At 70.0% G+C, this 21340-nt stretch carries 22 protein-coding genes; 14 read left to right on the plus strand and 8 right to left on the minus strand.

Annotation, left to right across the window (positions count from 1 at the left end; genetic code table 11):
• Positions 1-378 precede the first annotated feature (378 nt).
• On the plus strand, positions 379-876 hold the full coding sequence (locus tag ACFC06_RS13945) for a hypothetical protein (protein ID WP_375930105.1): 498 nt from the start codon (positions 379-381) through the stop codon (positions 874-876).
• Positions 877-880: 4 nt separating this feature from the next.
• Here the strand turns inward: ACFC06_RS13945 and cobM are convergent, their stop codons facing one another.
• Positions 881-1636 (minus strand): precorrin-4 C(11)-methyltransferase, encoded by a 756-nt coding sequence (gene cobM / locus ACFC06_RS13950; protein ID WP_375930106.1) that lies wholly within the window; start codon positions 1634-1636, stop codon positions 881-883.
• A 211-nt stretch (positions 1637-1847) separates the two neighbouring features.
• Here cobM and ACFC06_RS13955 point away from each other — a divergent pair, with 211 nt between their 5' ends.
• Positions 1848-2489, plus strand: coding sequence for a DUF3105 domain-containing protein (locus ACFC06_RS13955; protein ID WP_375930107.1), 642 nt, complete (start codon positions 1848-1850; stop codon positions 2487-2489).
• On the opposite strand, the gene ACFC06_RS13960 is transcribed toward ACFC06_RS13955, so the two are convergent.
• Genes ACFC06_RS13960 through ACFC06_RS13970 form a run of 3 tightly spaced genes read right to left on the minus strand, consistent with a single transcriptional unit; the run spans position 2486 to position 4951 of the window.
• Positions 2486-2911: a PPOX class F420-dependent oxidoreductase gene (locus ACFC06_RS13960; protein WP_375930108.1), complete on the minus strand. Its 426-nt coding sequence runs from the start codon at positions 2909-2911 to the stop codon at positions 2486-2488. The two genes, ACFC06_RS13955 and ACFC06_RS13960, sit on opposite strands and share 4 nt — an antisense overlap.
• Before the next feature lie 52 nt (positions 2912-2963).
• Entirely contained in the window at positions 2964-3581 is a 618-nt protein-coding gene (locus ACFC06_RS13965; RefSeq protein ID WP_375930109.1) for a response regulator transcription factor, read from the minus strand.
• Positions 3578-4951, minus strand: a complete 1374-nt coding sequence (locus ACFC06_RS13970; RefSeq protein ID WP_375930110.1) for a sensor histidine kinase — start codon at positions 4949-4951, stop codon at positions 3578-3580. Before ACFC06_RS13970 ends, ACFC06_RS13965 begins: the two co-directional genes overlap by 4 nt.
• Positions 4952-5080: 129 nt before the next feature.
• Here ACFC06_RS13970 and ACFC06_RS13975 point away from each other — a divergent pair, with 129 nt between their 5' ends.
• The 3 genes from ACFC06_RS13975 to ACFC06_RS13985 are packed head-to-tail and all read left to right on the plus strand — an operon-like array spanning position 5081 to position 7248.
• The gene (locus ACFC06_RS13975) at positions 5081-6127 is read left to right on the plus strand and encodes an ABC transporter permease (RefSeq protein WP_375930111.1); all 1047 of its coding nucleotides are present in this window, start codon (positions 5081-5083) and stop codon (positions 6125-6127) included.
• Positions 6128-6149: 22 nt separating this feature from the next.
• Positions 6150-6857, plus strand: a complete 708-nt coding sequence (locus ACFC06_RS13980; protein ID WP_375930112.1) for an ABC transporter ATP-binding protein — start codon at positions 6150-6152, stop codon at positions 6855-6857.
• Positions 6858-6861: 4 nt separating this feature from the next.
• Positions 6862-7248: a hypothetical protein gene (locus tag ACFC06_RS13985; protein ID WP_375930113.1), complete on the plus strand. Its 387-nt coding sequence runs from the start codon at positions 6862-6864 to the stop codon at positions 7246-7248.
• Between the two features lie 7 nt (positions 7249-7255).
• Here the strand turns inward: ACFC06_RS13985 and ACFC06_RS13990 are convergent, their stop codons facing one another.
• Genes ACFC06_RS13990 through ACFC06_RS14000 form a run of 3 tightly spaced genes read right to left on the minus strand, consistent with a single transcriptional unit; the run spans position 7256 to position 8584 of the window.
• Entirely contained in the window at positions 7256-7678 is a 423-nt protein-coding gene (locus ACFC06_RS13990) for a type II toxin-antitoxin system VapC family toxin (protein ID WP_375930114.1), read from the minus strand.
• On the minus strand, positions 7675-7944 hold the full coding sequence (locus tag ACFC06_RS13995; RefSeq protein WP_375930115.1) for a hypothetical protein: 270 nt from the start codon (positions 7942-7944) through the stop codon (positions 7675-7677). The genes ACFC06_RS13990 and ACFC06_RS13995 overlap by 4 nt, the downstream gene beginning before the upstream one ends.
• Before the next feature lie 40 nt (positions 7945-7984).
• Positions 7985-8584, minus strand: a complete 600-nt coding sequence (locus ACFC06_RS14000) for a TetR/AcrR family transcriptional regulator (RefSeq protein WP_375930116.1) — start codon at positions 8582-8584, stop codon at positions 7985-7987.
• Between the two features lie 92 nt (positions 8585-8676).
• Here ACFC06_RS14000 and ACFC06_RS14005 point away from each other — a divergent pair, with 92 nt between their 5' ends.
• From ACFC06_RS14005 to ACFC06_RS14045, 9 genes are all read left to right on the plus strand, one after another.
• Entirely contained in the window at positions 8677-10284 is a 1608-nt protein-coding gene (locus ACFC06_RS14005) for a carboxyl transferase domain-containing protein (RefSeq protein ID WP_375930117.1), read from the plus strand.
• Between the two features lie 5 nt (positions 10285-10289).
• On the plus strand, positions 10290-12347 hold the full coding sequence (locus ACFC06_RS14010) for a biotin carboxylase N-terminal domain-containing protein (RefSeq protein ID WP_375930118.1): 2058 nt from the start codon (positions 10290-10292) through the stop codon (positions 12345-12347).
• The gene (locus ACFC06_RS14015; protein WP_375930119.1) at positions 12344-13504 is read left to right on the plus strand and encodes an acyl-CoA dehydrogenase family protein; all 1161 of its coding nucleotides are present in this window, start codon (positions 12344-12346) and stop codon (positions 13502-13504) included. The genes ACFC06_RS14010 and ACFC06_RS14015 overlap by 4 nt, the downstream gene beginning before the upstream one ends.
• Positions 13501-13983: a MaoC family dehydratase gene (locus ACFC06_RS14020; RefSeq protein ID WP_375930120.1), complete on the plus strand. Its 483-nt coding sequence runs from the start codon at positions 13501-13503 to the stop codon at positions 13981-13983. The genes ACFC06_RS14015 and ACFC06_RS14020 overlap by 4 nt, the downstream gene beginning before the upstream one ends.
• The gene (locus tag ACFC06_RS14025) at positions 13980-14798 is read left to right on the plus strand and encodes an HpcH/HpaI aldolase/citrate lyase family protein (protein WP_375930121.1); all 819 of its coding nucleotides are present in this window, start codon (positions 13980-13982) and stop codon (positions 14796-14798) included. Before ACFC06_RS14020 ends, ACFC06_RS14025 begins: the two co-directional genes overlap by 4 nt.
• Before the next feature lie 98 nt (positions 14799-14896).
• On the plus strand, positions 14897-16840 hold the full coding sequence (locus ACFC06_RS14030; protein WP_375930122.1) for an acetoacetate--CoA ligase: 1944 nt from the start codon (positions 14897-14899) through the stop codon (positions 16838-16840).
• A gap of 12 nt (positions 16841-16852) precedes the next feature.
• Positions 16853-18079, plus strand: a complete 1227-nt coding sequence (locus ACFC06_RS14035) for a TetR/AcrR family transcriptional regulator (RefSeq protein ID WP_375930123.1) — start codon at positions 16853-16855, stop codon at positions 18077-18079.
• A gap of 84 nt (positions 18080-18163) precedes the next feature.
• A complete protein-coding gene (locus tag ACFC06_RS14040; protein ID WP_375930124.1) occupies positions 18164-19585 on the plus strand; it encodes a DUF1254 domain-containing protein in 1422 nt (473 codons plus the stop codon).
• Positions 19586-19593: 8 nt separating this feature from the next.
• Complete coding sequence (locus tag ACFC06_RS14045) at positions 19594-21051, plus strand: catalase (RefSeq protein ID WP_375930125.1); 1458 nt, start codon at positions 19594-19596, stop codon at positions 21049-21051.
• Positions 21052-21112: 61 nt separating this feature from the next.
• Here the strand turns inward: ACFC06_RS14045 and ACFC06_RS14050 are convergent, their stop codons facing one another.
• Positions 21113-21328 carry an MbtH family protein gene (locus tag ACFC06_RS14050; protein ID WP_336084317.1) on the minus strand — a complete coding sequence of 72 codons (216 nt, stop codon included), beginning with the start codon at positions 21326-21328 and terminating at the stop codon, positions 21113-21115.
• Positions 21329-21340: the final 12 nt, after the last annotated feature.

Consider the following 21340-nt stretch of genomic DNA (forward strand, 5'->3'; position numbering starts at 1 on the left):
CGGCCCGGCAGCGCCGGCGTGCTCTTCGCAAACCATCGCACCAATCTACCGGTGAGCCCGCCCGGCAACCAACCACGTCCATAGCTGGATGGCATAGCCCCAGGTAAACCGAGAGCACCCCGTTAGCTGACGCTTGTCTGCGCGCTCACATCGCCACGGGGCCGTCCACACACCGCCGTGAATGAGCCGTGGGTCACACCGACCGGGCACCGGAGGCGGAAGGCCCGCGCCCGGCAGGCCCCGCACAGACGGCCCTTCCGGCACCGAATCGATAGCTGATCGGATGCCTATCCGTCCATCACATCGATTCGACAGCCTTCTTCGACGGCTACTAACCTGCGCCGCCAGGGAGTTTTCAGAAGGAAGCAGGAAGTTCGCATGTTCACCACTCGTTCGCTGACCCTGGCGGCAGCCATCGCCGGATTCACCGCCTTCGGAGCCGTCGCGACCCCCGCCGGCGCCGGCCCGGGAATCGTTCCGGACCCAGGGCCTGTCACCAGCTACTACATGGGTGACTCGCTCAACTGCTTCATCGACGTGCGGCTGACGATCGAGGACCAGGCAGACGGCAGGCAGTCCGCCTTCGTCGAGCCGCTCGGCATTCGGTCGACCATTCCAGGGATGCAGGCACCCACACAGTGCTCGGCCACCTTGGGCGCGACGTGGAACGATGAACGGAACCCGATGATGCGGTTCGGGTCGGTGCGAGTCGACGCGGCACCCGATCGTTCCGATCGGGCCAGGCTCGACCTGGATGTCCAGCCCGGCTCTCAGTGGACGAGCCTGAGCTACATTCCCGCCTCGATGGCTCTGGCCTCGTACGGCGCTTTCCCGGCACTGTCCACCGCGGTCACCCACGGCACGCTGCCCGGCTGAGGACCTACCGGACCGGCCCGCGCGCTCGCGCCGGGTCGTAGAGGTGGGACTGGGCGCAGTCGAGGGATGGGGTCAGGGCTCGGCCGACGAGGATGACGGCGGCCTGGCGTAGGCCCGCGGACTCGACCTGGTCGGCGATGTCGGTGAGGGTGCCGCGCAGGACGAGTTGCTCGGGCTGGGTGGCGCGGTAGACGACGGCGACCGGGCAGTCCGGGCCGTATTCGGCGACCAGTTCGGTCGCGATCGGCCGGATGCGGGTGATGGCCAGGTGCAGGACGAGGGTGGCGCCGGTGGCGGCGAAGTTCGCCAGGGCCTCGCCGACGGGCATGGCGGTGGAGCGGGCCTGGGTGCGGGTGAGCACGACCGACTGGACGACTTCGGGCACGGTGAGTTCGGTGCCGAGGGCGGCGGCTGCCGCGGCGTAGGCGGGGACGCCGGGGGTGACGTCCCAGGGGACGCCCGCGGCGTCGAGGCGGCGGGTCTGCTCGGTGAGGGCCGAGTAGATCGACGGGTCGCCCGAGCAGAGCCGGGCCACGTCGTGCCCGGCCGCGTGGGCGCGCACGAGCTGTTCGGTGATCTGGTCCAGGTCGAGGTGCTGGGTGTCGATCAGCTCGGTGCCCGGCGCGCAGTGCGCGAGGACCTCGGGGTCGAGGTAGGTGCCCGCGTAGAGGCAGACCGGGCTCTGCCGCAGCAGCGTGACCGCGCGCACCGTGAGCAGGTCGGCCGCGCCGGGGCCCGCCCCGATGAAGTGGACCGTCATGGGCGCGAGTCTACGGTCGACCGGCTATACCCGAGTCCGCACGGTGGAGTACGCGCAACCGTGGGCGGCGCTGGTCGACGTGGGATGCGCGGCTGGTCAGCGCATTGCGCCGACCGGAAGCCGCGGGAACAAGTATGTTCTGAGTCCGTCGGCGCGTGCCGACCACGGACGAGGGGGCGCGGTGCCACGATCGAGGACGACGCGACGAGCCATGGGTGCCACGATCGCGCTGACCGCGCTCGCCGCGAACGCGTGCGCGGGCCCGGCCCCGATCACCGGCCAGGCGACCTCCTCGCTGGCGGAGTTCGTGCCCAGCGCCGAGAACCAGGACCCGTCGCTGACGATCCCCGGCATCGTCACCGCCGAACTCCCGCCCGGCCTGCACGTGACGAGCACGCAGCGCGTCGCCTATCCGGAGATCCCGCCGCTGGGCGGACCGCACGACGCGCGGTGGGCGGCCTGTGATGGTGTCGTCTACGACACGGCCGTGCGCACCGAGAATCTGGTGCACTCGCTCGAGCACGGCGCGGTGTGGATCGCCTACAACCCGGCGACGGTGAGCGCGCAGGACCAGGAGACGTTGCGCGCCAAGGTGATCGACAAGCAGTACACGGTGATGTCACCGATTCCGGACATGGCGGACCCGATCTCGCTGCAATCCTGGGGCCATCAGCTGAAACTCGACAGCGCCGACGACGAGCGGATCGACCAGTTCATCACCGCCCTGCGCGAGAACCCTTACACCACACCGGAAGTCGGCGCGACCTGCTCGTCCCCGAGCTTCGACCGCACCGCCCCGCCGCCGTTCGATCCCAGCGCGCCCGGCCCGGACGCGGTGCCCATGGACGGCTAACCCGTCATGTCGAAGTGCGCGACGACCTTCGTAGGCCGCACGCGCACCACCAGCTCCCCCGGTACGCCGTTGCGCTTACCGAACTCCTCGGCCTTGTCCGCGCCCATGTACCGCCCCGCGATGGCGGTGGCCGTGCGGACCAGTTCGTCCGGGTCCTCGGACAGGGTGACCGTGCCCTGCACCGTCACCAGCGCGTAGGGCGGTTCCTCCAGGTCGACACACACCGCGATGCGCGGATCGCGCGCGAAGGCGCGGCCCTTGGCGGTGTCCTTGCCGGTGTTGAACACCAGCTCGTCGCCCTCGACGATGAACCAGACCGGCGTGACCATCGGCCTGCCGTCGGCGGCGGCGAAGGCTACCTTCCCCGTCCGGGTGCCCTGAGACAGAAATTCGCGAACCTTGGGATCAGCGAGATGTGCCATACGGCCAGGGTAAGCCCCCTCGGCCCGGCCGTCCGGGCACGACGCTCGGCGATCAGATGGCACCCTGGGCGCGGGCGGTGGCCACGGCGGAGGTGCGGGATCGGACGCCGAGTTTGGCGTAGATGTGCACGAGATGGGACTTGACGGTGGTCTCGCTGAGGAACAGTTGCTTGGCGATCTCCCGGTTGGACAGGCCCGCGGCCACCAGGCGCAGCACCTCCACTTCGCGGGGGCTCAGGGTGGTGTCGGCGCGGCGGACGCGGGTCATCAGGCGGGAGGCGACCGTCGGCGAGAGCACGCTCTCCCCCGCGGCGGCCGCGCGCACGGCGGCCAGCAGTTCGGCCGGTGGGGTGTCCTTGAGCAGGTAGCCGACGGCGCCCGCCTCGATGGCGCCGAGGATGTCGGCGTCGGTGTCGTAGTTGGTGACCACCAGGACGTTCGGCGGGTCGGGCAGGGCGCGCAGGCCCGCGGTGGCCGAGGCGCCGGAGCGGCCGTCACCGAAGCGCAGGTCCATCAGGACCAGGTCGACCGGGGTGGCGGCGCAGAACGACACGGCCGCGTCGGCATCGGGCACATCGGCGACGACGGTGATGTCCTCGGCGGCTTCCAGCAGGGCGCGCAGTCCGGCGCGCACGATGGCGTGGTCGTCGGCGAGCAGCAGGCGGATCATCCGGCCGCTCCCATCGGGAAGGTCACGCTGACCGCGGTGTGGCCGGGTTCGGACTCGACGGTCATCGAGCCGCCCTGCTGTTCGGCCCGGCCGCGCATGGCGGCCAGCCCGAACGCGCCCGCCCGCGAACCACGCACGGCGGCAGTGTGATCCGACGCGGCATCGGGCGGGCGCGCGCCGCGCAGGACCGCCGGGTCTATGCCGATGCCGTCGTCGACGATGTCGAGGTGCACGTCGGTGGCGTCGTAGGTGAGGGTGACCCGCATGCGCGCGGCCCCGGCGTGCTGCACCACATTGGCGACCGCGCTCTGCGCGATCCGCACCAGCGCCGCCTCCACCGGCATCGGCAGCCGCGCCGGTTCGCCCTCGACCAGCAGCTGGGTGGACAGCGTGGGCGACTGCGCGCGGTCGCAGATCCGGGCCAGCGCGTCGGCCAGTGATTGACCGTCGAGCGCGGCGGGCGCCAATTCGTCGATGAGCCTGCGAGTTTCGGCCAGGTCCTCGGCGGCGGTCTCGCGGGCGAGCCGGATACGCTCCAGCGCGGGATGATCCGGCGCCGCCTGTTCGGCGGCGTGCAGCAGGAGCTGGATGCTGCTGAGCCCCTGGGCGACGGTGTCGTGGATCTCCCTGGCCAGCCGTTCCCGCTCGGCCATCTTGCCTGCCGTGCGTTCCCGCTCGGCGAGAGTCGCTCTGGTGCTGAGCAATTCACTGATCAGCCGCTCCCGTTCGACCGCCTCCCGGTACAGCGCCTGATAGCCCAGCCCGATCCCGACGGCCACCGCCGCCCCGAGCACCGGCCCGACCACCGCACCCACCGACCATCCGCGATGCGCCGCGAACCCGACCACCCCAACGGCGGTCGCCAGCACCACCGCGACCAGCCCCCATCGTCGCGGCAGCAGGTGCAGATAGAGGAAGAACAGCCCGAACGCGAGATAGACGGCATCCGGCGTGAGCCCGAGCAGCATCAACCACAGACCGGTGAGCACCGCCAGCCACACCCGCATCGCCACGTCTCCCCCGCGACCGGTCACGCTCCGGAACGCCGAGGACACGCGACCACCCGCCGGCGACACGTCCCGCGCGGGCACCACCGCACCGCACGCGTCCGTCCCCTTGCTGTGGCCGCTCGGCGGGCGGACTGCCGTCGGGAGTTCGGAGCCCCCGGGATTCGCGGATCGCCACGGGAACTCCGCACCGGCGAAATAGACCAACAGCCAGCTGACCGTCAACGTGACCACCGCGATCCCGTGTCCCCCACCGCCGGGCAGCACCGCGCGCACGGCGACCACCGCGGCCAGCACCGTGACCAGCACGTGCAGGCCGAGCCGCAGTGTGGTGACGACGGGCGTCAGCGGGGACGAGTGCATTCGACCAGCTTATGTGCGGCAACCGGCCCGGCATCCATCGAAAGGTGTAAACGCGGACCGACCTCGGTTGGATCGGGATTCGTGCGCCGGTGCGATGGCCGGGGCGGTGTGCGCGGCGAGAGTGGAGGCATGTTCGTCGCACTCCGAGATCTGCGGGCCGCCCGCGGCCGCTTCCTGTTGATCACCACCGTCGTCGGGCTGGTGGCGGTGCTGGTCAGTTTCCTCAGCGGTTTGACCGCCGGGCTGGCGCACCAGAACATCTCGGCCGTCCAGGGCCTCGCCGCCGACCGGGTGGTGTTCGCCGAGACCGGGACCGACCCGTCCTTCGATTCCTCGGTGCTCACCGAGGAGCAGATCGCGCGGTGGAGAGCCGCCGACGGCGCGACGGTCGAGCCGATCGGGATCTCGCGGGCGCGGGCCGAGCACGCGGGCGTGAGCCCGGTGCAGGTCGCGCTGTTCGGCGGCGACGCTTCGGCATTCAGCAATCACCCTGCTACCGCGCCGGGTGCGGTGGTGTTGAGCGCGGCCGCGGCACGGGAACTGTCGGCGGGCGCGGGTGACACCGTGCTGCTGGCGGGCCACGAGTTCGCCGTCGCCGGGGTGGCCGGGGACGAGTGGTACAGCCACACCCCGGTCGTCTGGACGAGCCTGCCGGACTGGCAGGCCGCCAGTCCGCGCTCGGGTGCGGCGACCGTGCTCGCGGTGAGCGGTTCGTCCGCCGACCTCGACACCGAAGCGGGCACCCGCACCCTGCCCGCCCGCGACGCCGTCGAGGCGATCGGTTCCTACCAGGCCGAGAACAGCTCGCTCAGCCTGATGACGCTGCTGCTGTTCGCCATCTCCGCGCTGGTCATCGGGGCCTTCTTCACCGTGTGGACGGTGCAGCGTCAGCCCGATATCGCCACCTTGAAGGCCCTCGGCGCGACCACCGGTTCGCTGGCCCTCGACGCCTTGGCGCAGGCCGCGATCGTGCTGGTCACCGGGGTGGCGGCCGGGCTCGGCATCACCGCGGTGACCTCGCTCTTCCTGGGTGAGGCCATGCCGTTCGTGCTCTCGCCGTCGACCACGCTCATTCCCGCGCTGGCGCTGATCACGCTCGGCCTGGCCGGCGCCGCGGTCGCCCTGCGTTTCCTGTTCACCACCGACCCCCTGACCGCACTCGGCGCGAGCCGCTGACATCCGCCCGGAGGACTCCCCCATGGCACTGACTCTCACCGACGTGACCCTCACCTATCCCGACGGCGCCGACCGCCTCACCGCGCTCGACCGAGTGAACCTGCACGTCCCCGGCGGCACCATCGCCGCGATCACCGGTCCGTCGGGCTCGGGCAAGTCCAGCCTGCTCGCGGTCGCGGCCACGCTCATCCGCCCGGACTCGGGCCGCGTCGTCCTCGACACCGATTCCGGCAGTACGGATCTCGCGACGCTGAGCAGGCGCGCGGCGTCCACGATGCGCCGGACCGCGATGGGAATCGTCTTCCAGCAGCCGAATCTCATTCCCGCGCTCACAGCCCGCGAACAGCTCGAGGTCACCGCCCACCTCGGTGGCCGTTCCCTGTCGAGCGGCGAAACTCGCTCCCGCGCAACCGAACTGCTCGCTGCGGTGGGCCTGGCCGACCATGCGGACAAGCGCCCCGCCCAGCTCTCGGGCGGGCAGCGTCAGCGCGTCAATATCGCCCGCGCCCTGATGAACGACCCGGCCCTGCTCCTGGTCGACGAACCCACCAGCGCCCTGGACTCCGAACGCGGCGCCGCCGTCCTCGACCTGATCACCACCATCGCCCGGCAGCACCAGGCCGCCACCGTCCTGGTCACCCACGACCCCACCCACCTGCACCGCATGGACGCGGTCCACCGGATGACCGACGGCCGCCTCACCACCGCCACCCCCGCCCCGGCACACTGAACCGATGACCGAGCCGAGACAGCTGATCGTGGTCGACGCCGCCAATGTCATCGGCTCGCGCGCCGACGGCTGGTGGAAGGACCGCGCCGGCGCCGCCCGCAGGCTGCTGACCGAGCTGACGGACTTAATCACCCGCCTGCCCGACACCACCGACATCACCGTCGTCCTCGAAGGCGCCGCGAAACCGGCCGCCGACACCCCGACACCCCCGCGCCTGAGAGTCCTGCTCGCCGAGGGCTCCGGCGACGACACGATCGTCGCGGCCGTCGCCGACGCGACCACCTACCCCGAGATCACCGTCGTCACCGCCGACCGCGAACTCCGCACCCGCGTCACCACCCACGGCGCCACCACCGTCGGCCCGTCCTGGCTCCGTAACCAGCTCAGCTGAGGACGCGTCAGAGCGCCGATGGCCGCGCCACCGGAACGACGGCGACCATGTCGTCGATCCCTTTGAAGTCGTCGGGGTTGGTGGTGAACAACGGCAGCCGGTGCGCCGCGGCAACTGCCGCGATCATCAGATCGGCTTCCCGCCGACGTGGTTTGCGGCCGAACGCGATGACTCCTGCGGCGATGAGCCCGTAATGCCGTGCGGCATCGGCGTCGAACGGCAGTGGATCGAACATGGCCTCGGTCTGTTGCAGGCGAGCGATGCGCCTCGCCCGCTCGATCGGGTCGTCGGTCTGATGCACGCCGGCCGACAGTTCGGCCAAGGTGACGGCAGAGGTCAACAGCTCACCCGGCAGGGATGCGCGCGACAACTGTTCCAGATGGATCAGGATGTTCGTATCCGCCAGACCACGCAGGTACCGTGCGGTCACTCCGAGCCCTCGACGGCGCGAAGGTAAGCATCGAAGTGGACGGACCCATCGATGTGTTCGGCTTGGTCGGACCGGAAGCGGTCGGCGTCCATCGGCGGCAGATCACCGAACGCCTCGAACAACTCGTCGACCGGCACGGACCGACGCCGACCCTGTCCGGTCGGCTGCGCGAGGTATTCGTCGATCGCGACCAGAGCGACTTGCTGCATCGAGGTGTGCTCGGCATCCGCGCGGCGCCGCAGGGCCGCAGCCTGTTCGTCGGACAACCGCAGAGTCATAGCCATGCATCCATGATACCGCGCGGTATCACCGGTTCGTCAACGCCGCCAGGGCCATCTGACGAAGCACCGGCCTGGCCCGGCCCACACTCGCGGAGGTGGCGCTGTGCGGGGTGGAGTTCAGGAGTCCGAAGGCCGCGTGGGCTTGGATCCGGGCGGATTCTTCGGTCAGGCCGGCGTCGAGCTCGCGCAGGACACCCACCCACACCTCCACGTACTGCCGCTGGAGGCGGCGCAGGGTGCGGCGTTCGGGGGCGGGGACGTTGTCGAGGTCGCGGTCCTGGATGCGGATGAGTTCGGGGTCGTCGAAGGCGAAGTCGAGATGGAAGTCGACCAGGCCGGAGAGTGCCTCGGCCGGGGTCGGCGCGGCGGCGACGACCGCGCGGCCGCCGTCGAGCAGCCGCTCGCTGACGCCGACCAGCAGCTCCACCAGCAGCGCTTCCTTGTTCGCGAAGTGCCGGTAGACGGCCGGGCCGCTGATCCCGACGGCCGCGCCGAGATCGTCGAGCCGCACGCCGAGGAAGCCTCGATCGGCGATGAGCCGGGCCCCGGCGGCGAGCAGTTGTGCACGGCGCTGGGCTTTGAGCAGCTCGCGCCGGGTCGCCGGGACGGATTCGGTACTGGACATCCGGGGGCTCCCCTTGACTCTGGACAACTCGGTTAGTCAAGATTAACCTGAATTTCAGTTATTGGCGATTAACCGGACGGCAGGATGGCGTGATGACGGTGACGCACGACCTCGACAGCGGTGCCGCGACCGCGACGAGCAACCGGGACGCGCATCGCGCCCTGGTCGATGAGTTGCGGCAGCGGCTGGCGACCGCCGCGCTCGGCGGTCCGGAGAAGTCCAGGCAGCGGCACGTGGCCAGGGGCAAGCTGCTGCCCCGCGAACGGATCGACCAGCTGCTCGACCCCGGCAGCCCGTTCCTGGAGCTGGCGCCGCTGGCGGCCGACGGGATGTACGACGACGACTGCCCCGGCGCGGGCATCATCGCCGGTATCGGCCGTATCGCCGGACGCGAGTGCCTGGTCATGGCCAACGACGCCACGGTCAAGGGCGGCACCTACTACCCGATCAGCGTCAAGAAGCACCTGCGCGCCCAGGAGGTGGCCGCGCAGAACCATCTGCCGTGCGTGTACCTGGTCGACTCCGGCGGCGCCTTCCTGCCCCGCCAGGACGAGGTGTTCCCCGACCGCGAGCACTTCGGCCGCATCTTCTACAACCAGGCGAACATGAGTGCCAAGGGCATCGCGCAGATCGCGGCGGTGCTCGGCTCGTGCACGGCCGGCGGCGCGTATGTGCCCGCGATGGCCGACGAGGCCGTCATCGTGCGCGACCAGGGCACCATCTTCCTCGGCGGTCCACCGCTGGTGAAGGCGGCCACCGGCGAGGTGGTCACGGCCGAGGAACTCGGTGGCGGCCTGCTGCATTCGCGCACCTCCGGCGTCACCGACCACCTCGCCGACGACGACCGCGACGCGCTGCGCATCGTGCGCAAGATCGTCGGCACGCTCGGCCCCAAGCCCGAGGCGCCGTGGGAGGTGCTGCCAACCACCGCGCCCGCCAAGGCCGAGGACGAGCTCTACGACGTGGTTCCCGTCGACCCGCGCACGCCCTACGACGTGCGCGAGGTGATCGACCGGATCGTCGACGGCGAGGCCGGATTCCACGAGTTCAAGGCCGAATACGGCAAGACCCTGGTCACCGGGTTCGCCCGTATCCACGGGCATCCGGTGGGCATCGTGGCCAACAACGGCGTGCTGTTCGCCGAATCCGCCATGAAGGGCGCGCATTTCATCGAACTGTGCGACAAGCGCAAGATCCCGCTGCTGTTCCTGCAGAACATCACCGGGTTCATGGTCGGGCGCGACTACGAGGCGGGCGGCATCGCCAAGCACGGCGCCAAGATGGTCACCGCGGTGGCCTGCGCGCGGGTGCCGAAGCTGACCGTGGTGATCGGCGGCTCCTACGGCGCGGGCAACTACTCCATGTGCGGGCGCGCGTATTCGCCGCGCTTCCTGTGGATGTGGCCCAACGCGCGCATCTCGGTGATGGGTGGCGAGCAGGCGGCCTCGGTGCTGTCGACCGTGCGCGGCGATCAGCTCGACAGCGCGGGCAAGCCGTGGTCGGACGAGGACCAGGAGGCTTTCAAGGCCCCGATCCGCGAGCAGTACGAGACCCAGGGCAACCCGTACTACGCCACCGCGCGCCTCTGGGACGACGGCGTGATCGCGCCCACCGACACCAGAACCGTGCTCGGCCTTGCCCTTTCGGTGTGCGCACAGGCGCCGCTCGAACCCGTTTCCTACGGCGTCTTCCGGATGTGAGCGACATGCTGAACAATTCCACTCCCGTCGAGTTCGACACCGTGCTGGTCGCCAATCGCGGTGAGATCGCCGTACGCGTGATCAAGACCTTGCGCGCCATGGGTATTCGCTCGGTCGCGGTGTACAGCGATGCCGACGCGGGCGCCCGGCACGTGCGCGAGGCCGATGTCGCGGTGCGGCTGGGTCCGGCGCCCGCGCGCGAGAGCTACCTGTCGATCGAGAAGGTCGTCGATGCCGCGATCCAGTCCGGCGCGCAGGCGGTGCATCCGGGTTATGGCTTCCTGTCGGAGAATTCGGCGTTCGCGGCGGCGCTGGCCGACGCGGGCATCGTGTTCCTCGGCCCGCCGGCCAAGGCGATCGAGGTGATGGGCGACAAGATCACCGCCAAGCACACCGTCACCGCCTTCGGGGTGCCGGTGGTGCCCGGTCTCGCCGAGCCCGGTCTCGACGACGAGCAGCTGATCACCGCCGCCACCGAGATCGGCTACCCGGTGCTGGTGAAGCCCTCGGCCGGTGGTGGCGGCAAGGGCATGCGCCGGGTCGACCGGCCCGAGGACCTGCCCGCCGCCCTGGTCGGCGCCCGGCGCGAGGCGAGTGCCGCCTTCGGTGACGACACGCTGTTCCTGGAGCGTTTCGTCCTGCGGCCGCGCCACATCGAGGTGCAGATCCTGGCCGACAAGTTCGGCAATGTGGTGCATCTGGGCGAACGCGAATGCAGTCTGCAGCGCAGGCACCAGAAGGTCATCGAGGAGGCGCCCTCGCCGCTGCTGGACCCCGAGACCAGGGCGCGTATCGGCGCCGCGGCCTGCGATACCGCGCGCAGCGTGGACTATGTCGGCGCGGGCACCGTGGAGTTCATCGTCTCGGCCGACCGGCCCGACGAGTTCTTCTTCATGGAGATGAACACCCGTCTCCAGGTCGAGCACCCGGTGACCGAGCTGGTCACCGGTGTCGACCTGGTGGAATGCCAGGTGCGGGTGGCGGCTGGTCAGCGGCTCGCGCGCACGCAGGACGAGATCCACCTGGTCGGTCACGCGATCGAGGCGCGCGTCTACGCCGAGGACCCGGGCCGCGGCTTCCTGCCGACCGGCGGCACGGTGCTCGCCCTGTCGGAGCCGGAAGGTCCTGGTGTGCGGGTGGATTCGGGTCTGCTCGAGGGCACCGTGGTCGGTAGCGACTACGACCCCATGCTGTCGAAGGTGATCGCTCGCGGCGACACCCGTGCCGACGCCCTGGCCCGGCTCGACCGCGCCCTGGAGCAGACCGTGCTGCTCGGGGTGACCAGCAATGTCGAGTTCCTGCGCTTCCTGCTCGCCGACGACGAGGTGCGGGCCGGGCGCCTGGACACCGCGCTGCTCGATCGCCGGGTCGCCGATTTCCGGCCCGCCACCGTCACCGCGGACGAATTCATCGCCGCCGCGGCGTATCACTGGCTGCGCCGCTGGCCCGCTCCAGGTGGCGACCCCTGGTCGGTGCCCACCGGCTGGCGGCTCGGCGCACCAGCACCGACCGTGCTGCGGCTGGCGGCGGGCGACCAGGTGCGCCACGTCTACCTCACGGGCACACCGGAATCCGCGACGGTGCGACTCGAGTCCGATGACGCGGACGAGCAGGCGCGACACGCCTCGCTCACCGCCGCCCTGCACGGTGACCGCCTCACCCTCACCGTGGACGGACTCCGGCGCGTGCATCGCGTCGCCGAGGCCGACGGCCAGGTGTGGGTGAGCACCGGCGGGAGCGTCGCGGTGCTGCGCGAGGTGGCCGAGGCGAGCGTGCGCAGCGATGCCGCGCACATCGGTGACGCCGAAATCCGCAGTCCCATGCCGGGTTCGGTGATCGCGGCCCCGGTCGCCGACGGCGCGACCGTCGCGGTGGGCGACCCGGTGATCGTCATCGAGGCCATGAAGATGGAGCACGCGCTCACCGCCCCCGTCGCGGGCACCGTCGAGGTGCTGGTGGCGCCCGGCGCCCAGGTGAAACTCGACCAGGTGCTGGTCCGGGTGCTCGCCCAGTCCACCGAAACCGTTGTCGCCGAGACCGTTAGCGAAGGAACTCCCGCATGACCGACTACCTGTCCACCGGCTCGCTGCCGGAGGAATACCGTCAGCTCGCCCTGACCGTGCGCGACTTCGCCCAGCAGGTGGTCGCCCCGGTGTCGGCGAAACACGATGCCGAGCACAGCTTCCCGTACGAGGTCGTCGCGGGCATGGCCGAGATGGGCCTGTTCGGCCTGCCCTTCCCCGAGGAGTTCGGCGGCATGGGTGGCGACTACTTCGCCCTGTGCCTGGCGCTCGAGGAACTCGGCAAGGTCGACCAGAGCGTGGCGATCACGCTGGAGGCGGGCGTGTCGCTGGGCGCCATGCCGATCTACCGCTTCGGTGACGACAAGCAGAAGACCGAATGGCTGCCCCAGCTCACCAGCGGGCAGGCGCTGGCCGGTTTCGGCCTCACCGAACCCGATGCGGGCAGTGACGCGGGCGGCACCCGCACCACCGCCGTCGAGGACGGCGAGAGCTGGGTGATCAACGGCGCCAAGCAGTTCATCACCAACTCCGGTACCGACATCACCCGGCTGGTCACCGTCACCGCGGTCACCGGGCAGACCGGCGGCAAGAAGGAGATCTCCACCATCCTGGTGCCGACCTCCACCCCGGGTTTCGTCGCCGAACCGGCCTACAACAAAGTCGGCTGGAACGCCTCGGACACCCATCCGCTCAGCTTCACCGACGTGCGCGTGCCCAGGGAGAACCTGCTCGGCGAGCGCGGCCGCGGCTACGCGAATTTCCTGCGCATCCTCGACGAGGGCCGCATCGCCATCGCCGCGCTGGCGGTCGGTGCCGCGCAGGGCTGTGTCGACGAGAGCGTGCGCTACGCCAACGAGCGTCTGGCCTTCGGGCAGGCCATCGGCCGCAATCAGGCCATCGCCTTCAAGATCGCCCGGATGGAGGCGCGCGCCCACGTGGCCCGCACCGCCTACTACGACGCGGCCGCGCTGATGCTGGCCGGTAAGCCGTTCAAGAAGGCCGCCTCGATCGCGAAGATGGTCGCCAGCGAGGCCGCCATGGACAACGCGCGCGACGCCACCCAGATCTTCGGCGGCAACGGCTTCATGAACGAATACCCGGTCTCCAGGCACTACCGTGACAGCAAGATCCTGGAAATCGGTGAGGGCACTACGGAGGTGCAGCTGATGCTGATCGCAAGGGAGCTGGGTCTGTGAGTGAACACCGGCGGGTCGTGCAGCGGGGGCTGTGGTTCGAGGAGTTCGAGATCGGCACGATCTACGAGCACCGGCCGGGGCGCACCATCACCGAGGCCGACAATGTCCTGTTCACCACGCTGACCATGAACACCCAGGCGCTGCACCTGGACGCGGCCTTCGCCGACGCGCAGCCGCCGTTCAACCAGCGCCTGGTGAACTCGATGTTCACGCTGTCCACGCTGGTCGGGCTCTCGGTCGCCCAGCTCACCCAGGGCACGCTGGTGGCCAATCTCGGATTCTCGGAGATGTCGCTGCCCGCGCCGCTGTTCCACGGCGACACCATGTACGCCGAAACGCTGGTCACCGACAAGCGCGAGTCCAAGAGCCGGCCGGGCGAGGGCATCGTCAGTCTCACCCACACCGCGCGCAACCAGCACGGCGTGGTCGTGGCCGTGGCGGTCCGGCAGACCCTGGTCAGAAAGGCGCCGACAGCATGAGCACCTGGCAACCGAGCGGACCGGCCTGGCTGTTCTGCCCCGCCGACCGCCCCGAACGCTTCGCCAAGGCCGCCGCGGTGGCCGATGTGGTGATCCTCGATCTCGAGGACGGCGTGGCCGCGGGCGACAAGACCGCCGCGCGCAACGCGCTGATGGAGACCCCGCTCGACCCGCGACACACCGTGATCCGGGTCAACGCGGCAGGCACCGAGGAGCACGCGGCCGACCTGGCCACCCTCGCCCACACCGGCTACCGCCGCGTCATGCTGCCCAAATGCGAATCGGCCGAACAGGTCAGGAACCTGGCGGGCTACGAGGTGATCGTGCTGATCGAGTCGCCGCTGGGCGCGGTCCGGGTGGCCGAGTCGGCGGCGGTCGAGAACGCGATCGGCGTGATGTGGGGTGCCGAGGACCTGGTCGCCGGGCTCGGCGGCAATGCCAGCAGGCACGCCGACGGCAGCTACCGCGATATCGCCCGGCACGTGCGGTCGACGAGCCTGCTGGCGGCCAAGGCCTTCGGCAAGTTCGCCCTGGACTCGGTCTTCCTCGACATCAAGGATCTCGAGGGGCTGGCGGTGGAGACGCTCGACGCGGTAGCCGTCGGCTTCGACGCCAAAGTCGCCATCCATCCCAGCCAGGTCGCGGTGATCCGCGAGGGGTACGCGCCCGACCCCGACGAGCTCGGGTGGGCGCGGCGGGTGCTGGCCGAGGTGCCCAACCATCGGGGCGTGTTCGCGTTCGAGGGACGCATGGTCGACGCGCCGGTGCTGCGGCACGCGGAGCGGATCGTGCGCCGGGCCGAACTGCCCGGCTGACCAGCACCCGGCGCACGGGTCGAGTACCGCCCGCGCGCCGGGGTAATCATCGACGGGGCAGTTCCGGCCCGCGCAACCCAGAACGAGGAGGACATCCGGTGCAACCGCAGTGGGAACCGACCGCCCAGGACATCGCGTCGGCACGGATCACCGACTTCGCCGCGTTCGTGACCCGCCGGACCGGCGAGCAGTACCCCGACTACCGGGCGCTGTGGCAGTGGTCGGTCGATGATGTCGCCGGGTTCTGGCGTGCGGTGTGGGACTACTTCGCACTGGGCGCGACGGCGGGCGAGGTGCTCGGTTCCCGGGAGATGCCCGGCGCGCAGTGGTTTCCCGGCACCCGGCTCAACTATGTCGACCAGATCATCCGGATGGCCCAGCCCGACCGGCCCGCTATCATCGCGCTGCACGAGGACACCGAACCGCGCGAGGTCTCCTGGGCCGAATTGATCGAGCAGGTCGCCGTTTTCGCGCGGACGCTGCGCGATCAGGGCGTCGAGCCGGGCGACCGGGTGATCGGCTACCTGCCCAATATCCCCGAGGCGATCGTCGCCTTCCTGGCCACGGCGAGCATCGGCGCGGTGTGGAGCGCTTGCGGACAGGACTATTCGGCCAAGGCGGCGCTGGACCGGCTCGGCCAGCTCGACCCGGTCGTGCTGGTCACCGCCGACGGCTACCGTTTCGGCGGCAAGGAACACGACAAGCGCGCCGAGATCGCCGCGCTCCAGGAAGGGCTGCCCACCCTGCGCGCCACCGTCGCGGTCTCGCAGCTCGGTCTCGATGTCGCCGACTCGCTGCCCTGGTCCACCGCGATCACCGACGAGAGTTTCGGCGTGATCGACACCGTCGCGGTCGATTTCGATCATCCGCTGTGGATCGTGTTCTCCTCCGGAACCACCGGCCTGCCCAAGGGCATCGTGCACGGTCACGGCGGTGTCCTGCTCGAACATCTGAAAGCCGTTGCGCTGCAATCGGACATCGGACCCGCCGACACCTTCTTCTGGTTCACCAGCCCGAGCTGGATGATGTGGAACTTCCAGGTCGCCGGGCTGCTCACCGGGTCGACCATCGTCACCTACGACGGCAGCCCGACCGCCGGTTCGCCGGACGCGCTGTGGCGCTTGGCCGCCGAGGTTCGCGCGACCGTGCTGGGCACCAGTCCCGGCTATGTGCTGGCCTGCATCAAGGCGGGTTCGGTGCCGCGCGCCGACCACGATCTGTCCGCGCTGCGCACCGTCGGCATCACCGGCTCGGCGCTGCCGGTGTCGAGTGCGCTGTGGCTCGGCGAGAACGCGGGCGAGCACGTGCAGGTGAACTCGATCAGCGGCGGCACCGATGTGGTGTCGGCGTTCATCGGTGGTGTGCCGACGGTGCCGGTGTGGCCGGGTGAGCTGTCGGCGCCGTATCTCGGCGTCGCCCTGGACGCCTACGACGAGGCCGGGCAGCCGGTGCGCGGGGAGGTCGGCGAGCTGGTGGTGACCGCGCCGATGCCGTCCATGCCGGTCGCCTTCTGGCGCGACGAGGACGGAAAGCGTTACCACGACGCCTATTTCGACACCTACCCCGGCATCTGGCGCCACGGCGACTGGATCACCCTGACCGAGCGCGGCAGCGTCGTCGTGCACGGGCGCTCCGACTCCACCCTCAACCGGCACGGCATCCGGATGGGCAGCGCGGACATCTACCAGGTGGTCGAGCAGTTCCCGGAGATCGCCGAGGCGCTGGTGATCGGCGCCGAACAGCCCGACGGCGGCTACTGGATGCCGCTGTTCGTCGTGCTCGCTCCCGGCGCCGAACTCACCGAGGACCTGTCCGCGCGGGTCCGCGACGCGATCCGCACCGAGGTCTCCCCGCGCCACGTTCCCGACGAGATCCGCGCGGCCCCCGGCGTCCCGCACACGCGCACCGGCAAGAAGCTGGAGGTGCCGATCAAGAAGCTGTTCCAGGGCGCCGATCCGGCCCGGGTGGTCGAACGCAGCGCCGTCGACGATCCGGCGCTGCTGGACTGGTATGCCCGGATAAGCCCTCCTCACAAGGGCTAATACACTTCCCGTATGAATATCGGCGAGTCTGGTGGGGCGCGTGGGTCGATAGTCGACGGTGCGGCGGGGGAAGGGGTACGCAGGCGGCCGAAGAATCGGCGCGCGCAGATCGCGGCCACCTCCGCGATGGCCTTCGGCGCCGCCGGGTACCACGGGGTGAGCATGGAGGACATCGCCTCCGGGCTCGGCATCAGTTCGGCCGCGCTGTATCGCCACTACCCGAGCAAGTACGCGCTGTTCCGGGAGGAACTGCTGCGGGTGGGTCAGGCGTTCACCGCCTCGATCGACATCGACGGCGACCCGGTGGACGCGGCGCACCGACTGCGGCACATGCTCACCGGCCTCACCGGCGCCACCGTGGAGAATCGCGCCACCGTCACCCTGGTGCGCTGGGAGGGCCGCTACCTCGAACCGGCCGACCGGCAGGTCCTCGACGACCATCGCGGCGCGGTCCTGGTCGCCTTCACCGAACAGCTCGCCGTCCTGCGTCCCGAACTCACGCCCGCCGATCTGCGCATGCTCGCCACCGCCATGCTCGGTGTGATCACCAGCATCGCCGACCATCACGCCGCGCTGCCCGCGCGCACCCTCACCAAGCTGCTCGGTTCGGCCTGTATGGCGCTCAGCGGTCCCGGTCTGCCGCCCGCGGCCCCGGCGCGTGAGCGGTCCAGCAGGCTCGCCATCCCGGAGGCGTTCAAGCACGAACTGCTGCTGCGCAAGGCCGTGGAGCTGTTCCACGAACGCGGATACCCGAACGTCAGCGTGGAGGACATCGCCTCGGCGGCCGGGCTCTCGGCGGCCTCGGCGGTGTACCGGTTCTATCGCGGCAAGGCCGACATCCTGGCCGCCGCGTTCCGGCGCGCGGCCGACCGGGTGTCCGGGGCGATCGGGCGCGCGGTGGCCGGCACCAGCGACAGCGGCGCGGCGCTGGACCAGCTCATCGAGCAGTTCGTCGCCGACACCTTCGACGAGCGGGCGCTGGCCGTGGTCTACTACGCCGAATTCGGGCACGTACCCGCCGAGGAGCGCGCGGTGCTGCGCAATATCCAGCGGCTCAGCGTGCAGGAATGGGCGCGGCTGGTGCGCGATGTGCGGCCCGCGCTGTCGGCGGCCGAGGCACGGTTCCTGGTGCACGCGGCCTTCGCGATGGTGATCGATCTGGGTCAGGCCTTCGGCGACGATCCGGTCGCCTGCCGGGCCAGAACCGGCTTCCTGATGCGGCGCGTACTGCTGGGTTGAGCACGGATTTCACCCGTTGCGTGTGAGGCAGCGCGCGGCCGCCCGGTCCTAGGGTGGCGCTCGATGCCATCGAACGGAGGGTGGATGGACGGTCACCACGAGCTGAGCAGGCGCACCCTGTTCGGCCTCGGCGCGGCGGCCACGTTCGCCGTCGCGCTGCCCGGCTGCGGCCGGGACGACCCCCTCCCCACCGCGGTCCGCACCACCACCGGTTCCCCCGATGTGGTCGCCACGGCGACTGAGGCCTACATCTTCGGGTATCCGATGATCATGCTCGACATCATGCGGGCGGTCAGCGCGCCGACCAACGTGCTCGACCACAGCACCCTGCCCGATCCGCTGGATCGCGGGGTCGCCCGGCTCAGCCACGACATGGTCTACACCCAGGCGTGGCTGGACCTGGCCGAGGAGCCGATGGTGCTGCAGATCCCCGGCGCCGAGCCCGATCGCTACTGGGTCTTCCAGCTGCTCGACGGCTGGGGCAACACCGTGCACGACCTGACCAGCAAGGACCCGCGCACCACCGTCGACGCCGACGGCCCGCCGTACACCTATCTGATCGCCGGACCCCACTGGTCGGGCAAGCCGCCCCCGCACACCGTGGAGCTGCGCATCCCGACGGCGCTGTCGACGATCGTCGGCCGGTTCCAGATCAACGGGGCCCAGGACGCACCGCGGGTCAACGAGTTGCAGCGGCAGATGAAGCTGGTGCCGCTGCGGCTGTGGGAACAGGGCAGGCAGGACGCCACCGTCACCCGGGTGCACCAGATCGACCGGGGCACCGAACCGCCGGTCAAGCGGATCGCCGCGCTCGACGGGCGCACCTATCTCAACCGGATGTGCCGGCTCATGCTCACCAACCCGCCCGCCCGGGCCGACGAACCGATGATGCGGCAGCTGGCCACCATCGGCGTGCGCCCCGGCGGCACCGTCGACGGGCTGCCCGACAGTGCCCTCGACACCGCCGTGCGCGAGGCGCACCACCGCATCGACACCTGGCACGACCCCACCGCCCGGATGGTCCACGGCTGGGACATCCCCACCCAGCTCAGCGACTTCGGCACCGACTATCTGCGCCGGGCCGCGCTCACCATGCGCTCCCCCGGCTTCGCGCCCACCCGCGACGTCCTCTACGCCACCATCTGGTCGGCGCCAACCACCGACGACGCGGGCGTGCCGCTGCGCTATCGCATCCGCTTCGCGCCCGGTCAGTGGCCACCGGTCGAGGCCTTCGCCTCGATCACCGCCTACGACACCCAGGGGTTCCTGGTGCCCAACCCGGCGCAGATCTACTCGGTCGGGCACATCCCGCCGGTGGTGCCCGCGCGCGACGGCTCGGTGGAGATCATCGTGCAGCACGCGGACCCGGGAACCGAAGTCCCCGAGGGCAATTGGCTACCCATTCCGGCCACCGGCGAGTTCTCCCTCACCCTGCGCCTCTACGCCCCGAAACAGTCCGCGCTGGAAGGACAGTGGACCCCACCGCCGATGGAACGCGACGATTAGGAGATGGAATGAGCGACAGCAATTTCACGACCTCGGATGCGGGCATTCCCGTACCCAGTGACGAGCACTCGCTGACCGTGGGGCCGGACGGCCCGATTCTGCTCCACGATGCGTATCTCATCGAGAAGATGGCGCAGTTCAATCGCGAACGCGTGGTGGAGCGTCAGCCACATGCCAAGGGCGGCGGGGCTTTCGGCGTCTTCGAGGTCACCGACGATGTCAGCGCCTACACCTGCGCCGACGTCTTCCAGCCCGGGACGAAGACGGAGATGCTGGCCCGGTTCTCCTCGGTCGCCGGCGAGCGCGGGAGCCCGGACACCTGGCGTGATCCGCGCGGTTTCGCGCTCAAGTTCTACACCACCGCGGGCAATTTCGACCTGGTCGGCAACAACACCCCGGTGTTCTTCATGCGCGATCCGATGAAGTTCCAGGATTTCATCCGATCGCAGAAACGCCGCGCCGACAACAACTTACGTGACAACGACATGCAGTGGGACTTCTGGACACTGTCGCCGGAGTCGGCGCACCAGGTGGCGTGGCTGCTGGGTGACCGGGGTATCCCGAAGACCTGGCGGCACATGAACGGCTATTCGAGCCACACCTATCTCTGGTACAACGCCGACGGCGAACGGTTCTGGGTGAAATACCATTTCAAGTCCGATCAGGGCGTGGACTTCCTCACCCAGGAGGAGGGTGACCGGTACGCCTCCACCGACACCGATCACTACATCCGTGACCTGTGGGAGCACATCCGCGACGGCGAGTTCCCCAGCTGGACCCTGCACATGCAGATCATGCCGTTCGACGAGGCGAAGACCTACCGCTTCAACCCCTTCGACCTGACCAAGGTCTGGCCGCACGGCGACTATCCGCTCATCCGGGTCGGGCGCATGACCCTGAACCGCAATGTCACCGACTACCATACCGAGATCGAGCAGGCCGCCTTCGAACCGAGCAACGCGGTGCGCGGCACCGGCCCCAGCCCCGACAAGATGCTGCTGGGCCGCTGGTTCTCCTACCCCGACGCCCACCGCCACCGCATCGGCGCGAACTACACTCTGCTGCCGGTCAATTCACCCCACGCCGCCCCGGTGCACAGCTACACCAAAGACGGCGCCATGCGATACACCAACGTCACCGACCCCGTCTACGTCCCCAACTCCAAGGGCGGCCCGCACGCCGACACCACCGTCTCCGGCCCGGTCGTCGGCTGGCACACCGACGGCGAGATGGTCCGCACCGCCTACACCCTGCGCCCCGACGACAGCGATTTCGGCCAGGCCCACACCCTCGTCCGCGACGTCCTCGACGACGCCGCCCGAGACCGCCTGGTCTCCAACGTCGTAGGCCACCTCCTCAACGGAGTAACCGAACCGGTCCTCGCCCGCGCCTTCGAGTACTGGAAGAACATCGACCCCGAGGTGGGAGCCCGCATCGAACAGGGTGTGCGCCAGGCCCAATCCTGACCCGCCTCGAGCCCGCTTCGCCCTCCCCGGCGAAGCGGGCTCGCGTGCGCAGGCCGGACGGTCAGGAGTCGTTGGCCATGGCGGCTATGAGGGAGTTGGGGCGCATGTCGAGCCAGTGGGATTCTACGTAGTGGAGGCAGGAGGTTCGGGGGGCGGCGCCGAAGGCTACGGTCCAGCCGCCGGGGACGGCGGCGAAGGTGGGCCAGAGGGAGTGTTCGCCTTCGGCGTTGACGAGGACGTAGAACTGGGCGTTGTCGTCGTCGAACGGGTTGGTCATGGTGGGGCCTTC

The sequence above is a fragment of the Nocardia sp. NPDC056064 genome (assembly GCF_042266925.1).
Taxonomy (GTDB): domain Bacteria; phylum Actinomycetota; class Actinomycetes; order Mycobacteriales; family Mycobacteriaceae; genus Nocardia.